At 44.1% G+C, this 17,647-nt stretch carries 16 protein-coding genes; 2 read left to right on the plus strand and 14 right to left on the minus strand.

Annotated elements, in window-relative coordinates; all coding sequences use genetic code 11:
• Positions 1-44 precede the first annotated feature (44 nt).
• The 12 genes from PGQ33_RS01080 to PGQ33_RS01135 all read right to left on the minus strand — a co-directional run bounded on the left by PGQ33_RS01080 (position 45) and on the right by PGQ33_RS01135 (position 14,318).
• Positions 45-587 (minus strand): stage II sporulation protein M, encoded by a 543-nt coding sequence (locus PGQ33_RS01080; RefSeq protein WP_243002775.1) that lies wholly within the window; start codon positions 585-587, stop codon positions 45-47.
• Between the two features lie 65 nt (positions 588-652).
• Positions 653-1,192 (minus strand): NUDIX hydrolase, encoded by a 540-nt coding sequence (locus PGQ33_RS01085; protein WP_008372292.1) that lies wholly within the window; start codon positions 1,190-1,192, stop codon positions 653-655.
• A 180-nt stretch (positions 1,193-1,372) separates the two neighbouring features.
• Positions 1,373-2,923 carry a ribonuclease Y gene (rny, locus tag PGQ33_RS01090; RefSeq protein WP_008372294.1) on the minus strand — a complete coding sequence of 517 codons (1,551 nt, stop codon included), beginning with the start codon at positions 2,921-2,923 and terminating at the stop codon, positions 1,373-1,375.
• Positions 2,924-2,995: 72 nt separating this feature from the next.
• A complete protein-coding gene (locus PGQ33_RS01095) occupies positions 2,996-3,607 on the minus strand; it encodes a regulatory protein RecX (protein WP_055156726.1) in 612 nt (203 codons plus the stop codon).
• Between the two features lie 8 nt (positions 3,608-3,615).
• The gene (recA, locus tag PGQ33_RS01100; protein ID WP_044999002.1) at positions 3,616-4,686 is read right to left on the minus strand and encodes a recombinase RecA; all 1,071 of its coding nucleotides are present in this window, start codon (positions 4,684-4,686) and stop codon (positions 3,616-3,618) included.
• 393 nt (positions 4,687-5,079) lie between these two features.
• On the minus strand, positions 5,080-5,883 hold the full coding sequence (locus tag PGQ33_RS01105) for an MBL fold metallo-hydrolase (RefSeq protein ID WP_055156598.1): 804 nt from the start codon (positions 5,881-5,883) through the stop codon (positions 5,080-5,082).
• A gap of 6 nt (positions 5,884-5,889) precedes the next feature.
• Positions 5,890-6,561 (minus strand): acyltransferase, encoded by a 672-nt coding sequence (locus PGQ33_RS01110; protein WP_270205080.1) that lies wholly within the window; start codon positions 6,559-6,561, stop codon positions 5,890-5,892.
• Positions 6,558-8,609 (minus strand): DNA topoisomerase, encoded by a 2,052-nt coding sequence (locus tag PGQ33_RS01115; RefSeq protein ID WP_270205081.1) that lies wholly within the window; start codon positions 8,607-8,609, stop codon positions 6,558-6,560. The genes PGQ33_RS01110 and PGQ33_RS01115 overlap by 4 nt, the downstream gene beginning before the upstream one ends.
• A 115-nt stretch (positions 8,610-8,724) precedes the next feature.
• On the minus strand, positions 8,725-10,830 hold the full coding sequence (ppk1, locus tag PGQ33_RS01120; RefSeq protein WP_055248284.1) for a polyphosphate kinase 1: 2,106 nt from the start codon (positions 10,828-10,830) through the stop codon (positions 8,725-8,727).
• Positions 10,831-10,930: 100 nt separating this feature from the next.
• Positions 10,931-12,016, minus strand: coding sequence for an aspartate-semialdehyde dehydrogenase (gene asd, locus PGQ33_RS01125; RefSeq protein ID WP_008372310.1), 1,086 nt, complete (start codon positions 12,014-12,016; stop codon positions 10,931-10,933).
• A gap of 183 nt (positions 12,017-12,199) precedes the next feature.
• Entirely contained in the window at positions 12,200-13,579 is a 1,380-nt protein-coding gene (gene argH, locus PGQ33_RS01130; protein WP_270205082.1) for an argininosuccinate lyase, read from the minus strand.
• Positions 13,580-13,655: 76 nt separating this feature from the next.
• Positions 13,656-14,318: an epoxyqueuosine reductase QueH gene (locus tag PGQ33_RS01135; protein WP_055248342.1), complete on the minus strand. Its 663-nt coding sequence runs from the start codon at positions 14,316-14,318 to the stop codon at positions 13,656-13,658.
• A gap of 188 nt (positions 14,319-14,506) precedes the next feature.
• Here PGQ33_RS01135 and PGQ33_RS01140 point away from each other — a divergent pair, with 188 nt between their 5' ends.
• Both PGQ33_RS01140 and PGQ33_RS01145 read left to right on the plus strand, forming a co-directional pair.
• The gene (locus PGQ33_RS01140; RefSeq protein ID WP_270205083.1) at positions 14,507-15,274 is read left to right on the plus strand and encodes an ABC transporter ATP-binding protein; all 768 of its coding nucleotides are present in this window, start codon (positions 14,507-14,509) and stop codon (positions 15,272-15,274) included.
• A complete protein-coding gene (locus PGQ33_RS01145) occupies positions 15,267-16,073 on the plus strand; it encodes an ABC transporter permease (protein WP_022220124.1) in 807 nt (268 codons plus the stop codon). Before PGQ33_RS01140 ends, PGQ33_RS01145 begins: the two co-directional genes overlap by 8 nt.
• A gap of 159 nt (positions 16,074-16,232) precedes the next feature.
• Here the strand turns inward: PGQ33_RS01145 and PGQ33_RS01150 are convergent, their stop codons facing one another.
• Positions 16,233-16,883, minus strand: a complete 651-nt coding sequence (locus tag PGQ33_RS01150; RefSeq protein WP_330663212.1) for an IS3 family transposase — start codon at positions 16,881-16,883, stop codon at positions 16,233-16,235.
• Between the two features lie 35 nt (positions 16,884-16,918).
• Positions 16,919-17,626, minus strand: a complete 708-nt coding sequence (locus tag PGQ33_RS01155; RefSeq protein WP_270205085.1) for a helix-turn-helix domain-containing protein — start codon at positions 17,624-17,626, stop codon at positions 16,919-16,921.
• Positions 17,627-17,647 lie beyond the last annotated feature (21 nt).

Raw genomic sequence — 17,647 nt, forward strand, 5'->3', positions numbered from 1 at the left:
ATTTTCTATCACCTGACGCTAAAATGTGGCTGAACACATTCTTGCTATGTAAGAACCTTCACAAACCAGCGGACAATCCCAGGGTTTAAATATACCTCAGACAAAATTCCCGCCACGATCATCATAACAGTAAATCCTGTTTTTGTTCCATTCCATTCACTTTGCGGATAACGATAATAATACCGGATCAATAGAAGATATGCCGGTACATAAAAAATATATTGCGGGAAAATACCGGCAATACACAGCAGCATTCCGCAAAGTCCCATCCTTAAAACTGCCGCCACAGACAGTATCCCTGCTGCAAAGCCTGTCCAAAGGAGGATTCCAGCTGCTGTCAGTCTGCGAAATCCCAGATTTGCCACACAGACCGCTAACGCCAGAGGCATCACTCTCCATCTGAGCAGGTACCACAGGTAATCTTCATTTATGATTTTCACCTGTGTATACTGATTTAGAAAATATTCATGGAAAATTCCAGTCATCGTAACATAATTTTTCGCAATAAAATTAGCATATAAGATACCCATTCCAAAACCGATCAGATATAGCATGGGCAGCTGATATTTCTTCCGATAAAATTCCACATTCCGGCCTCCAATAATTTCACATAGTTCATTATATGTCCGGAGTTGTCAATTATGCGTTCACTTTATCTGTTATACTTTGCATCATAGGCAAGGATAGCGGCTACAGTCTTGGAATCTTCAATCTTTCCTTCAAAGATCATCTGCTTCAATTCTTCAACCGTATGTGCCTCTACATTCACAAATTCATTCTCATCCAGATGCTGATGGGTACGGATCAGGTTTCGTGCCACATAAACTTCGATTTTTTCGTTGCAAAGTGCTACAGTTGTTCGAAGCGTGATCAGCCATTCCAGATCATCACTGTGATATCCGGTCTCTTCTTCCAATTCTCTTGCCGAACAGTCTCGTCCCGGTTCATCTGCTTGGTCCAGCCCTCCTGCCGGAAGCTCCAGTGTAAAGCGATCCAGTGCATTCCGGTACTGTCTTACCATCAGGAGTCTGCCGTCATCCATCACAGGTATCACAGCAGCAGCCCCTTTGTGGTGGATATAGTCCCACACCTCATGATTTCCATTGGAAAACTCCATATAATCTTTGTATACATCAACAATTGTTCCCTGATATACCCTTTCTCTTTTTACACGTTTGATTTCTTTTTTCATCCGTTTTCCACTTCCTTTTCACACAACTATTAGAAACACGCTCCGCGAGTTTCTCAAGTTATCGCGGCAGTCGCCAAGGTCTCGTGCAAGCACGGACTTTGGCTCGTTGCTCGCGTAAATTAAATACAGCCATCCAAAAGATTGAATCTTTTGGACGGCTGTCGTTTTCTGATTATCGTGTTATTTAGCATAATCTGTAACACGGGATTCCCGGATTACATTTACTTTAATCTGACCTGGATATTCCAATTCATATTCAATCTGTTTTGAAATATCTCTTGCCAGCAATACCATATCATCATCAGATACTTGTTCTGGAACTACCATTACGCGAATCTCTCTACCCGCCTGAATAGCAAATGACTTCTCAACCCCTTTAAACTGGTTGGTAATATCTTCTAACTGTTTTAATCTGTTTGTGTATGTCTCCAAGGTTTCTCTTCTTGCACCTGGTCTTGCAGCCGAAATCGCATCTGCTGCCTGAACAACGCCTGCAATCAGAGACTGTGGTTCTACATCACCATGATGTGCTTCTACCGCGTTGATAATAAGCGGCGACTCTTTGTATTTTCTACAAAGGTCTACACCAATCTGAACATGTGAACCTTCTACATCGTGATCGATCGATTTACCGATGTCATGTAAAAGACCTGCACGCTTTGCGATACGGACATCCAGTCCGATCTCGCCCGCAAGCAATCCGGATAGCTGAGCAACCTCGATTGAATGCTTCAGTGCATTCTGACCGTAGCTCGTTCTGAACTTCATACGTCCAAGAAGACGAATCAGTTCTGGATGGATGCCGTGTACACCAACTTCAAGTGCTGCTGCCTCTCCTTCTTCGCGCATCATAGTCTCTACTTCTTTCTGCGCTTTTTCAACCATCTCTTCGATTCTTGCAGGATGGATTCGTCCATCTACGATCAAACGCTCCAGTGCAATTCTTGCCACTTCTCTTCGGATTGGATCAAATCCGGAAAGAACAACTGCCTCCGGAGTATCATCAATAATAAGCTCTACTCCTGTCAGTGTCTCAAGAGTACGGATATTCCGTCCCTCTCGTCCGATAATTCTACCCTTCATCTCGTCACTTGGAAGCTGAACTACCGAGATCGTAGTTTCAGCCACATGATCTGCCGCACATCTCTGGATTGCGGTGACAACATACTCTTTCGCCTTCTTGTCAGCCTCTTCCTTTGCACGTGTTTCAAGCTCTTTCACCATCTTGGCAGTGTCATGTTTCACATCTTCTTCAACAGTTTTTAATAGATAATCCTTTGCCTGTTCGGAGGTAAGTCCTGAGATTCTTTCTAGTTCCTGTACTCTTTTCTGGCTGAGTTCTTCAACTTCAGCCTCCCGCTGCTTCATCGCTGTCTCTTTTGCAGTAAATGCAGTCTCTCTCTGCTCAATTGCCGCAGATCTCTTATCCAGAGATTCTTCTTTTGAAAGTACACGCTTTTCATAACGCTGAAGTTCAGCTCTGCGTTCCTTAGTCTCTTTTTCAAGTTCATTCTTTGTCTTGATGGACTCTTCCTTTACTTCCAAAAGTGCTTCCTTCTTCTTTGTCTCTGCTGTCTTCAAAGCATCATCAATAATTTCTCTTGCTTTTACATCAGCGTTCCCAATTTTAGAATTTGCATCGTTCTTCAACTTGGAAACAGTAACAAAATAAGTAACCGGCATTACTACTATAAGCGTAACAACTACAGCAATAATTATAGGTATCAGCACAGGAGCACCTCCTTATTTAGTTTTCATTGTACAAATACAACACTTAAATTCTATACTGTTTTCACAAATATGTCAAGCATTCCAATCGCAAACTTGTATTACTTGACGGATATCTTCGTAACGAAATCCTTTCCGCACCAAATATCCATATATTTTCTGCTTTTCTTTCGGATCTGTACAGGCAAAGTCCCAGTGTTTTTTGCGAAGAAGCTCCCGGATTGCTTCCTGATCGGAATGCTCTTCATACATCTCTTCCATGATCTCTTCTGCCCGGTTCATATCCACGCCCTTCTGTCTCAGAAGGGCATAAATCTCCCGTCTGCTCTTTTTATCTTTCCTGCTGTCTATAAAGTTCCGAATGTAGGCGTCATCATTGATATATCCAAATGATTTCACATAGGCAATCGCCGCCTCGGTGATCTCCGATGGATAGCCGCCCAGCTTTAATTTATCTCTGAGCTGGGATTCAGTTCTTGCCATGTCATTCAGCAGGTGCATCGCACGAAGCTTTGCCCGCTTCAAAAGGACTTCTTTGATCTTTGCATAAGTATCCTCTGTCAATTCACACTCTTCTTTCAGGTGAAAACGGGACAGTTCGCCTTTGTAAACCACAAAGGCGAACTGCTCATCAACAGATACCCGATACTTTGTCTTTGTAACTGGCTCGATTCGGGTAATTCTCATCATATGTTTTATTCTTCCTCATCCATCACTTCTTCAGCATCTGCCGGAGCAGCCTGTGCCGGTTCTTCTGCTTCCTGCCCTTCTGCACCGATTCCGTAATGCGCACGGACTTTTTCTTCAATCTCTTCCATAATCTCCGGATGTGCTGTCAGATAAGACTTTGCATTCTCACGTCCCTGACCGATCTTTTCTCCGTTGTATGCATACCATGCACCACTCTTATTGACCAGATCAATCTTCGTCGCAAGATCCAGGATATCTCCTTCTCTGGAAATTCCTTTTCCGAACATGATATCAAATTCTGCTTCCTTGAACGGAGGTGCAATTTTATTCTTCACGATCTTCACGCGGACATGGTTACCAACCATCTCTCCGCCCTGCTTCAGAGTCTCAGTTCTGCGGACATCCATACGGACAGATGAATAGAACTTCAGTGCCCGTCCACCCGTTGTTGTCTCCGGATTACCGAACATAACGCCAACCTTCTCACGCAGCTGGTTGATAAAGATTACAACACAGTTTGATTTACTGATAACCGGTGTCAGTTTTCTGAGTGCCTGTGACATCAGTCTTGCCTGCAGACCTACATGTGTATCACCCATATCACCCTCAATCTCCTGCTTCGGAACAAGTGCTGCAACAGAATCGACTACGATAATGTCAATCGCACCGGAACGTACCATTGTCTCAGTGATCTCCAATGCCTGATCTCCGCTGTCTGGCTGTGAAATGTAAAGTTCATCAATATCTACACCGATATTCTTCGCATATACCGGATCCAGTGCATGCTCTGCATCGATAAATCCCGCAATGCCGCCTCTTTTCTGTACTTCTGCGATCATATGTAATGCAACTGTCGTCTTACCACTTGATTCAGGTCCATAAATTTCAATAATACGTCCTTTCGGAACGCCGCCAACACCAAGTGCCAGATCCAGGCTCAGAGAACCGGTCGGAACCGTCTCAACATGCACCTGTGCCGCCGGATCACCCAGCTTCATAACTGCTCCCTTACCAAAATCTTTCTCAAGCTTTGCAATTGCTGCGTCTAATGCTTTCTTTTTATTCTCATCATTCATTGTATTATTCGCCATCATTAATCTCCTTATCCCAGATTCTTCGCCCACGCTCTCCATCGAACGAATGTTTGTTCTGGTTCTATATTAGTACATATGTTCTGGTTTGTCAACTACATTTTTAAATCAGATCCACACGTCTCACCTTCCCCGGAGAAGAAACCGAACCCCTCCCGAAAACCTTTCTCGCCCAGATCCCCAAAGCTTCTGACTCTCCCATCATACCACATCTCCCCCTTCCCCCACAACCAGAACACTTCTTCTCGGAAGCCATTGCTGACATAATTTTCGCATTCGGAGGCTCATCGGAATGCCCTGCACAACTAAATCTGTCCGGTTTATTTTATTAAAAGCGCGTCCGTCTTCTATTTTCCCGCAGACCACCCGTCCTGCAATCTAAAGCTCAAACACCTCAAGATCATCCGGTACAAACAACTTCCCGTGATAGTACTCCCGTCCTTCCCGCGTATAAAGCTCTTTCCTCTCCTTAAGATGCATCTCTTCCGTATGATACAGGATCAGATGCGGAATCTGAAGCTCCTCGGCAAGCTGACATGCTTCTTTCACAGTACTGTGGTGCTTTTCATAAGGCTTGAACTTATCTGCTTCTCCATACAGGCAGAACGCCTCATGGGTCAGCCAGTCACTGCCTTTCACAAATTCATAATCTTTCTCATTGTACGGTTCGTCACCGCAGCAGGTAAACTTCACTCCGTTCGGAAGCAGCATCGTAAATCCGAACTGCTTTGCCTTCGTGGAAAAAATATCGAAAAAGGTGACCGGACAGCCAAGGATTTCCTTTGTCTCTCCGTGATGCACCGGCACAAAAAGAATCCGGTCATCAAAATATTTCGTCACCTTTTTCTGGATCGTAAGTTCTGCGATCATGCGGATTGATCTTGCCAGTTCTTCATGGCAGTAGATCCGCAGATTCCCCTCATATTTCCCCTGGCCGATCTTCTTCTGCCCGATCATCCGTATCAGCCAGATCACGCCCAGAAGATGATCGATATGTTCATGGGTAATAAAAATATCGTGAATGTCTTCCAGCTGGATCCCGGTGTCTTTTAACACCTTTAAAATACGGTTTCCGCCGCCGGTATCTACCAGAAAATGCCTGTTTCCATCCGAGAGGGCAAAACATGTATTATAACATTCCGTTACTGTTGCATTTCCCGTTCCAAGTATTGTAAGCTTCATCCGTCATTACTCCTGTCTCATTTCAACCACTTCACCTGCACATTTGTAAATACTTCCTCCCGGCACAAATCCTCTAACCGAAGAAAGTGGATAAATATTGGTATGCGGTCCTACTACACTTCCCGGGTTCAGAATGGTTCCACATCCAACTTCTACATGGTCACCCAGCATCGCGCCGAACTTTTTCATACCGGTCTCGATATTTCCTTCCGGCGTCTTTACAACCACCAGTTTTTTATCGGATTTCACATTAGATGTGATAGAACCTGCTCCCATATGTGACTTGTATCCAAGGATTGAATCCCCCACATAATTATAATGTGGAACCTGTACTTTATTGAAGAGGACCACATTTTTCAGCTCGGTAGAATTTCCGACAACTGCCCCTTCTCCTACGATCGCATTTCCGCGGATAAACGCACAGTGTCTTACCTCTGCGTCCTTCCCGATGATCGCCGGACCGCCGATAAATGCAGTCGGTGCAACCTTTGCGGATCTGGCAACCCACACATTTTCTCCACGTTTTTCATACTCTTCTTCCGGAAGAGACGCACCCAGTTCCAGGATAAAACTGCTGATTTTCGGAAGTACTTCCCACGGGTAGGTCACTCCTTCAAACAAATCCTTTGCGATTGTCTCTTCCAGCGTATACATTTCTTTAACCGTCATTTTTTTCATTCTTTCTTTCCTTTCAATACTCTGCCTTTGGTTTCTTTTTTATAAAATACTGCTGCTCTGTCATAGCAGCTTCTTAACTGATACTGGTTATTCAGTCCCAGTACCCCGTTGGTTCTGCTGACAATAAAATGGTCCAGTTTTGTCATATATTCATCCGATGTAATTTCTCCCTCTGCCACATAGTTAAGCCCCTTTTCCCAGCTTGCCGTCAGCTCCGGATTCAGAAGTGAACGGATAGAATTCAACACCACATCATAAATCATTTCTCCAAGAAGCGTCGGTGTGATCACCTGCGTCTTTTTATTCAGTGCCAGATATTTGATATTGAAGAGCTTTTTCAGGATCTCCGCCCTGGTCGCACTGGTTCCGATCCCGCTTCCTTTGATCTGCGCACGAAGTTCCTCATCCTCGATCAGCTGACCTGCATTTTCCATCGCAAGGATCATGGAACCGGAATTGTATCTCTTCGGCGGTGAAGTTTCTCCCTCTTTGATATCCAGTGATTTCACATCCAGGATATCACCTTTTTTTAACTTCTGGATGGATGCAAAAAATGCGGCATCCAGATCCACATTGTTATCACTTCCATCTCCTTCCGCGTCATTTCCATTTGCATTTTTCTTTGGGGCAGGGACCCCTGCCACCTTCAGATATCCTTCTTCCGCAAGTACACGGAAGTTGGAGAAAAACTGTTCTTTTCCGATCTGTGTTACCAACGCCACTTTCTGATAAACTGCCGGAGGATAGAAGATACTCAGAAACCTCCGGACGATCACATCATACACACGATGAGCCGTTGCAGATACCGAATTCAATGCTGAAAGTCCCTGTCCTGTCGGGATGATTGCATAATGATCCGTGATCTGCTTGTCATTGACATAACGCGTCTTTGCCAAATTTTTATATGCTCCGTAATGCAGAATATCCTGCATATATGGTGCAGTCATCTGATATTTACTCAGCCCGTTCAGGTTCTTTGTGATCTCCTTTGATACTGCCGTCGAAAGCACTCTGGCGTCTGTTCTCGGATAGGTGACAAGCTTCTTCTCGTAAAGCTCCTGCACAATGCGGAGCGTTTCATCCGGACTGATCTTGAACCGTTTGGAGCATTCGTTCTGAAGTTCTGCAAGGTTAAACAGAAGTGGCGGATTCTTTTTCTCTTTTTTCTTTTCGATGGATACAATCCGGCAGGTAAGAGGGGATGTTCCCTCTTTCAAAACAGCGATCAGCTTTTTGGCCTCCTCTTTCTCTTTAAATCCATTCTCTTTGTAGAGCTTTGGAGACTCAAAATAAGCCGAACCTTTCACTGCACGCCACTCACCGGTAAAAGTATGTCCGTCTACATTTACCGATTCGATCACACGATAGAACGGCGTTTTAACAAATTCACGGATCTCCCGTTCCCGCCTTACGACCATTCCAAGGACACAGGTCATCACACGTCCGACAGATACAACCGTGTATTTATTCCCAAGATAATTTGAAATGCTGTTTCCATATTTGAGTGTCAGAAGTCTGGAAAAGTTGATTCCCATCAGATAATCTTCCTTCGCACGGAGATAAGCCGAAGCTGACAGATTATCGTATTCTGACAGATCCTTCGCCTCACGGATTCCTCTGAGGATCTCTTCCTCCGTCTGGGAATCGATCCACACACGCCGGCGTTCTTTCCCTTTTACGCCTGCCATCTGTTCCACCAGACGGTAAATGTATTCTCCTTCTCTTCCCGAGTCGGTACAGACATAAATCCGGTCTACGTCCTTCCTGGTCAGTATTCCTTTTACGATCTCAAACTGCTTCTTTACTCCCGGTATCACCTCATAGAGAAATTCCTGCGGAATGAATGGCAGTGTCTGCAAAGACCATCTCTTATACTTTTCATCATATACTTCCGGATAACTCATCGTGACAAGATGACCAACACACCAGGTTACGATCGCCTCATCTGATTCCAGATATCCGTCTTTTCTTTTCAAATTCAAATGCAGTGCCTTGGCAAATTCCTGTGCCACACTCGGCTTTTCTGCAATATATACCGATTTACCCATATAATAATTTTGTACTCCTGTATTTTCACGCTATAGCAACTCTCACAGCGTTTAAAAAGTGAAGCTGATACCAGCTCCACTTTTTTATCATATCATATTCAGAACATAAAACAAATTATTTTCTTCGAAAAATCTTCCGGATTTTATCAACGAAGCTTTGTTTTGTCCGTCCTTCCGGATGTCTGACGGTGATTGCTTCACGCATAAAATATTCCTGGGAATTGACTTTTGAAGTTCCTTTTTCTTTCATGTAGTATTTGCCGTCACTCTTTAATTCCCGCGCTTTTACATTGTCCGCAAGCATGATCTTCAGCATATGTGTCAGCTGTTTCCTGATAGTTTCATCGTAAACCGGACATGCCACTTCCACGCGTTTTTCCGTATTACGCGTCATCATATCTGCGGAACCGATATAGATTTTCTGATCCGCTCCGGTTCCAAAAAGGAAAATACGCGGATGCTCAAGATAACGTCCGACAATACTGGTCACACGGAGATTCTCTGTGTACCCTTTGACTCCCGGAAGAATACAGCAGATCCCACGGACGATCAGATCCACCTTCACCCCTGCATTCGATGCCTCGGAAACCTTCTGGATAAAATCTACATCCGTCACAGAATTCATCTTCATGATGATCCGTCCGTTCGTTCCCTTTTTGATCTCCTCGTCCATCAGTGAAAGCACCTTTGGTTTCAGACTGGTCGGTGAAACAATAATGTGCTGATAGCTTCCATTGAGATTGCCAATGGACATATTCTTGAAGAAGACGGCTGCATCCTCTCCGATTCCCTTATCCGCTGTGATCAGCGACACATCCGTATACATCGTCGCTGTCTTTTCATTGTAGTTTCCGGTTCCCACCTGCGTAATGTACTCGATATTGTTGCGGTTCCGGTAAGTGATCAGACAGATCTTGGAATGCACCTTATAACCTTCAAATCCATAAATCACACGGCATCCTGCCTCTTCCAGACGTTCGGACCAGTCAATATTGTTCTGTTCATCGAATCTGGCTCTCAGCTCGATCAAAACCGTAACCTCTTTGCCGTTCTCGGCCGCTGCACATAAGTACTCTACCAGCCGTGCCTTCTTTGCCAGACGGTAGATTGTGATCCTGATCGTAAGAACGGTCGGATCATAAGCCGCTTCCTTGATCATACGCAGAAACGGATCCATACTCTCATACGGATAAGAAAGAAGTATATCTTTTTTCTTTACCTGCGGAATCACTTTTCCATCCGTCAGATAGCGGGACGGCTGCGGAGTAAACGGTTCGTCGATCAGAGAACGTTTCAGCGATGCCGGAACCTTATCCATAATCGAAAAAATATAATCCAGCTTCATCGGCATCTTGGTCCGGTAGATCTGTGCCGGTGTGATCTTAAATTTGTCACAGAAATACTTTTCCAGTTCCTTATCCAGCGGCTCCGCTGTCTCCATGCGGACCACTGCCATTCTGCGGCGCTTGTGAAGGGTTTCCTGCATCAGCAGGCGGAAATCATCATTGATCTCCAGTGCCTCATCGTCCGGCGACACATCTGCATTCCTTGTCACGCAGATATAATTCTTGTTCGATACCTCGTATTTGTCGAACACCACATCCAGATATTCCATGATCACCTTTTCCATACGAATATAACGGATATCATGGCCCGGAAGATATAAAATGTCTGACACAAACTGTGGAACCGGTACGATTCCAATCATGGAAGTTCCATTCTGCTTCAGACTTGCGATCACATACAGTTCCTTATTGAGCAGATGTGGGAATGGATGATTGGCATCCACGATCTGTGGAGACAGGATCGGTAGGATCTGGTCTTTGAAGTACTTTTTCACATACTTCTTTTCCTGCTGCTCCAGCTCTTTTATCGATAGTCCACAGACACCGTATGGATTCAGCAGCTTCTTGATTTCCGAGTAAGTCTTGTCCCGCTCTTTATACAATGGTGCTACAGCCGCAAAGATTGCATCCAGCTGCTCTTTCGGATTCATCCCCGAACGGCTGTCGATCGTGCTGTTATCCGTAAGCGACATATCATACAGGCTTCCTACGCGGATCATAAAAAATTCATCCAGGTTGCTTGTAAAAATGGATACAAACTTCATTCTTTCAAGAAGGGGTACTGAAGAATCCTTTGCTTCCTCCAGTACCCTCTGATTGAACTTCAGCCAGGACAGTTCTCTGTTCTGTGTATAGTTCTGCATTTCTTTTTTCATATTAGCCCACCTTCACTCTTCCTTTACACTGGTATAATTTCATTCTACCACTGAATCAGAAGAAAGAAAAGTTAACTTCTTTTAAACTTTCCTGCAAAAGCTATTTCTTTGTGATAAAGCCTTTTGCAGTCAGTGTCTCAGCACAGAGAACAGCTCCTCCTGCCGCACCGCGGACTGTATTGTGGGAAAGTCCGATAAATTTATAATCGTAAAGGGAATCTTCTCTGAGTCGTCCGATAGAAATTCCCATTCCGTTCTCATAATCTACATCCAGTTTCACCTGCGGACGGTTGTCTTCTGTCATATAGCGGATGAACTGCTTCGGTGCACTCGGAAGCTCTGCTTCCTGCGGGAAGCCTTTGAAACTTTCCAGTTTTTCGATCAGCTGCTCTTTGGTTGGTTTCTTTTCAAAATTGATAAATACGGCAGCGGTATGTCCGTTAAGAACCGGTACACGTACACACTGGCATGTGATCTTCGGAGAATCTGCTTTTACGATCTGTCCATTTTCAACTCTGCCAAGAACACGAAGCGGTTCCTGCTCGCTCTTTTCTTCTTCTCCACCAATGAATGGAATGATATTTTCTACCATTTCCGGCCAGTCTTTAAAGGTCTTTCCTGCACCTGAAATTGCCTGGTAGGTTGTAACAACCAGTTCTTTTGGTCCGAATTCTTTCCATGCTGCAAGGCAAGGCGCATAGCTCTGGATCGAACAGTTTGGTTTTACTGCGATAAATCCTCTTGTAGTTCCAAGACGCTTTTTCTGGTCTTCGATGACTGCAAAATGTTCTGGGTTTACTTCCGGGATTACCATCGGTACATCCGGTGTCCATCTGTGGGCACTGTTATTAGATACAACCGGTGTCTCTGTCTTTGCGTATGCTTCCTCGATCGCACGAATCTCATCTTTTGACATATCAACTGCACTGAATACAAAGTCAACTGTCTTTGCAACTTCTTCTACTTCGTTGACATTATGTACAACGATCTTCTTGACTGCTTCCGGCATCGGAGTGTCCATTTTCCAGCGGTCTCCGACTGCTTCTTCATATGTCTTCCCTGCGGAACGCGGGCTTGCAGCCAGTGTTACTACCTCAAACCACGGATGATTTTCCAGCAGAGAGATAAATCTCTGTCCTACCATTCCTGTTGCACCAAGAATACCTACTCTTAATTTCTGATCCATTTTTATGTCCTCATTTCCTGTTTTGTCTTTTTAATGCGCACATTTGTACGCGCGATTTGTATATCATAGCGCATTTTCCGACATTTTTCAACCCTGACAATTGAAAAACTATGTCTACTTATTAACGCTCATGTTACTGTTCCCAGTACCTGTGACCAGCAATGCTCATTTTCCTTATAACGATTAGCACTCTTCCAGATATGCTTCGTGAAGCGCGATCACCTTTTTCATAGCTTCCGGTCCAGGTGCACCGATCGTATTTCTCTTATTGACACAGGTCTCCATGCTGATTGCATCATAAATATCTTCTTCAAATACCGGAGAGATCTCCTTATATTCTTCCAGTGACATATCATCTAACGCAACCTTCTTATCGATGCAATAAAGTACCAGCTTTCCTACGATTCCATGTGCATCACGGAACGGTACCCCGTGATTTACCAGATAGTCAGCTGCATCTGTTGCATTGGTAAATCCGTGTCTGCAGCTTTCCAGCATACGTTCTTTGTTGAACTTCATGGTTGCGAGCATTCCGGTAAATAAAGCCAGGCATCCTTTCACGGTATCGATGGCATCAAATACCAGCTCTTTGTCCTCCTGCATATCTTTATTGTAAGCAAGCGGAATTCCTTTCATTGTAGTCAGGATCGAAGTCAGTGCACCGTATACACGTCCTGTCTTTCCACGAACAAGTTCCGCAATATCCGGATTCTTCTTCTGTGGCATGATACTGCTTCCGGTGCTGTAGCTGTCATCGATATCGACAAACTGGTATTCATTGGAATTCCAGATGATCACTTCTTCTGAGAAGCGGCTTAAATGCATCATAATCGTAGATAGAGCACTCATCAGCTCGATCAGATAATCACGGTCCGATACCGAATCCATACTGTTCAGTGTCGGTCCGTCAAATCCGAGAAGCTCTGCGGTGTATGCTCTGTCCAGATCATAAGTAGTTCCTGCAAGTGCTCCGGATCCAAGCGGACAGGTATTCATTCTTTTGTAAATATCTTTCAGACGCATATGGTCTCTTTTGAACATTTCAAAATAAGCACCCATATGGTGTGCCAGTGTGATCGGCTGCGCTTTCTGCAGATGGGTAAATCCAGGCATGATCGTCTCGGTGTTGTCCTTCATGATCGCAAGAAGTTCGCGGAGCATATCCACAACCAGTCCCTGCAGTGCGGTGATCTCACTTCTTGTATAAAGCTTCATATCCAGTGCAACCTGGTCATTACGGCTTCTTCCGGTATGCAGCTTCTTTCCTGCATCCCCGATCCGGTCGATCAGATTTGCCTCTACAAAACTGTGGATATCTTCGTATTCCTCTGTAATCTCAAGCTTTCCGCTCTCTACATCCCTGCGGATGCTTTCCAGTCCGTCCAGAATCTGCTGCTTCTCATCGTCTGTCAGGATCCCCTGCTTTGCAAGCATCATAACATGCGCCTTGCTGCCCTGGATATCCTGCTCATAAAATCGTTTATCAAATGAAATGGACGCATTGAAATTATAAACCAGTTTGTCGGTTTCTTTCGTAAAACGTCCTCCCCATAACTGTGCCATAGCTTTCCCTCTTTTCTTCAACGTAATTCTGTGCTTTAGTGTACCATAGAATGTCGGATTCTGTAAAGTTCCCCTCTTAACTTTTCACAGAACTTTCCTCTTCCTCCCGAAGTTTCTTTTCCCGTTCTCTCTGATTTTTGGAATAAATACAGCCACAATAGTCCTGGCGGTAAAGTCCGTAAATCTTTGACAGCTCGGTTGAACGCTTATATCCATTTCTCTTTTTAAAATCCGAAACCAGATAAGCCACTCCATATTCCCCGGCAAGCCGCTCACCAATCTCATTCAGCTTCTGTGCATTTTTCAGCGGACTGATGGAAAGGGTTGTGGTGAAATAATCATATCTGCCTTCTTTTGCAAATCTCGCAGCTTCCCGGAGTCTGAGCTCATAACACCTGAAGCACCGCTCTCCACCTTCCGGAATCATCTCCAGTCCCTTCGCCATCTCGTAAAATTTTTCACTGTCATAATTTCCCGCCTGAAAATGGATCGTATGTTTCGCCGGAAGCTCACGGATCAGCTTCTCCTGTTCGTGGATCCGTTTTTCAAATTCAGATTCCGGAAAAATATTCGGATTGTAATAAAACACCGTAATCTCAAAATATTCTGACAGATATTCCAGCACATAACTGCTGCATGGTGCACAACAGCTGTGAAGGAACAGACGTGGAACCTTCTTTTCCGATACGATCTGTTCTATCTTTTTATCCAGTTCTTTCTGGTAATTCTTTTTCTGCATCTGTTCATCTCTCCTCATATTGCAGATTTGTTTCTTATTATAATGCAGCTGTTCTCTTCGCACAATATCTTTTCTGCTCTGTTTTTCTTTTTCCGCTCCATTCCAGCCAGATGCACACACGCTTTTTTTTATTTCTCATAAACTGTAAGTAAAAGACTTATGATCGTTTCTGTATCTGGAGGATTATCATGCAATATGCACTGGAACTGAAAAACGTTCATTATGCTTACCATACACTGGAAGGAGAAACCTACGCCCTGAAAGACATCACCTTTTCGGTCCGCGAAGGGGAATTTATTGCTCTGGTCGGTCCCTCCGGGTGCGGAAAATCTACACTGCTCCACCTGATTGCAGGTCTTCTCACCCCGGAAAAAGGTCTCATCAAAATAAACGGCAGCTATCATCCGGACAATACTTCCGGCATCGGATATATGCTGCAAAAGGATGAACTTCTTGAGTGGCGTACCATCTATCAGAACGTTCTTCTCGGTCTCGAGATCCAGCATGCACTGACTGCCCGTTCCCTCGCACTGGCAAGAGCCCTTCTTACACAATACGGCCTGAATGCCTTTGCAAATGCAAAACCATCCGAACTTTCCGGAGGAATGCGCCAGAGAGTCGCGCTGATCCGCACGCTGGTCCTGAAGCCGGATATCATGCTTTTGGATGAACCCTTTTCTGCCTTGGATTATCAGACCCGATTAAATGTCAGTGATGATATCGGGCAGATTATCAAAAAAGAGAAAAAAACAGCGATCCTTGTCACCCATGACCTTGCTGAAGCGATCAGTCTTGCTGACCGGATCCTTGTTCTCACAAGCCGTCCGGCAACCATCGGGCAAACGGTCAATGTTTCCTTTTCTGATCCGGGACTTTCCCCGCTTGCCCGCCGCAATGCCCCGGAATTTAAGACTTATTTCAATCTAATCTGGAAGGAGCTGAACCCGGATGAATGAACTTTCAAAAAACCAGCTGCATTACCTGAATATGCGGCGCCGACATAAACGGATCGTTGCCGTTTCCAGAGTCTCCATCCTGCTTGCCTTTCTCTTCCTCTGGGAATTTGCCGCAAATACAGGACTCATCGACTCCTTCATCTTCAGCAGCCCCTCCCGGATTGCCCTGTGTTTTCTGGAAATGACCGGTGACGGCAGTATTTTCCGCCATATCGGAGTAACCCTTTACGAAACTCTGGTCAGTTTTGTTCTGGTAATCTTCTTCAGCCTTTTTGTCACCGTCCTTCTCTGGCTCTTCCGGAAGCTTTCGGAAATCCTGGAGCCTTATCTGGTCGTCCTGAACAGTCTGCCAAAATCTGCACTTGCTCCGCTTCTCATTGTCTGGCTCGGCGCAAACCGCACAACCATCATCATTGCCGGAATGTCTGTTGCAATCTTCGGGAGCATCCTGAATCTTTATTCTGAATTTTCCGAAGTCGACCCGGATAAGATCATGCTGATCTACACCCTCCACGGGAACCGGCTCCACGCCCTCTCCAAAGTCGTGATCCCAAGCTGCATTCCGGCGATCATCAGCACCATGAAGGTCAATATCGGGCTCTGTCTGGTGGGCGTGATCATCGGAGAATTTATCGGCGGCAGGGAAGGACTTGGCTATATGATCATCTACGGCAGTCAGGTCTTCAAGCTCGACTGGCTGCTGATGAGCATCTGCATCCTCTGCGTGATCGCCATGCTGCTCTATGCTCTGATCGGACTGATCGAGAAGTGGTATCTTTGCCGGTGTAAGATTTCCTGATATTTATCAGAAACTTCACAGGGAAAGTCTCTTCTTTCTCCCTCGCTTTTTCAAAAAGGAACCATACTTTTCAGATCATTTCTGGTATGCTCCCTGTCAAGAGGACAATAAAAAATAATAAATTTTTGTATCGTCAGCCATGCTATGGCTGGCGATATTTTATGCTGCTTTTGTATATTGCTCATGATATTTCATTGGTGTCATTACATGCAGTTTTCTTTGAAGTCGTTGGTTGTTGTAGTAATCTATGTAATTAGCTATCGCAGTAATCAAAGAGCTTCTGTCATTAAAACACTGTTTATAATGCATTTCTCGTTTTAGAATTCCCCAAAACCCTTCCATTGGTCCATTATCAATACAGTGGGCAACTCTAGACATACTCTGCTTCATATGATGTTTTTTTAATCTAGTATAAAACTGTGCGCTTGTATATTGAAAGCCTCGATCAGAATGAACTAATGGGTGTGCATCTGGCTCCTGACGAACAGCCTCATCAAACGTGTCCATAACTAATGGATTATCATTATGATCGCTGATTTTAAAGGAAACAATCCTTCTATCATATAAATCTAAAATAGCACTCAGATAAACTTTATGAACTTCTATTCCGTTGTAGTATTTAAATTCAGAAACATCTGTAAGCCACTTTTCATTCGGTTTTTCGGCGTGAAATTCACGGTGTAAATAGTTTTTTGCTATGTGATCAGGATTTCTGTCTCCTCTGGTACAACTCTTAGGTTTCCATTTAATATTTGATTTTATATCGTATTTCCTACAAATACGAAGTACTCGTTTATCATTCACATGAATTCCTTTATGTCCATCTAATTAGTTTTTGGATGGCTTCATATTCGGCTAACCGATGGATTAAAGATAGCGGCCCCTCCTTTCCAGTTCTCTGACTTTTTTAACAGATCATTCTCCATTTGTAAGTCTAGATTTCTTCTTTCCAGTTCAGCTATCTTGTCACGTAGCTCTTCTTCAGGTGTTCTGCTTGGAAGAGAAGCTATACGACGTCCACGTCTGTCTTCCAGACCCGCTTGACCCATCTTTTCGTATCGTATTACCCAATTGCGAACTTGTTGATAGGAACAATCATATTTGAGTGCCATTGCACCATAATTCTTATCATTTGCAAGACAATCTGTTACTATTTTTAATCTCTCATCAAGTGTAGTGTTCTTTGCTTTTTTCATGTAAGCACCTCCAGTGGATGTTTTTAATATTCCACCAGAATTATACACCTTAATCCAATCGGAAAGCTGTCTGTGTGAACGAATTCCGTATTTTGTGCAAATATCCTGAAGAGATCCTTCTCCGTTAAGATAATCATTTATAGCAGATATTTTTAAATCTTTTGAATAAGATTTGTTTTTCGGTTGATTGAGTAATCCAGTTGGTCCATCATACTGATAAATAGAAATCCAATTTCGAATACTATGATGATCAACTCCCAATTCTTTTCCTGCTTGCCGTATGCCAATTTCTCCTGCAAGGTAGCGTTCGACTATTTTTACTTTTTCTACTGGTTCTATCTTACTCTTTCTGAACATGAAAATACCCCCATATAGGAC

It is taken from the genome of Coprococcus sp. AM100_B19A, from assembly GCF_027662015.1.
Taxonomy (GTDB): Bacteria; Bacillota; Clostridia; order Lachnospirales; family Lachnospiraceae; genus Allocoprococcus; species Allocoprococcus comes.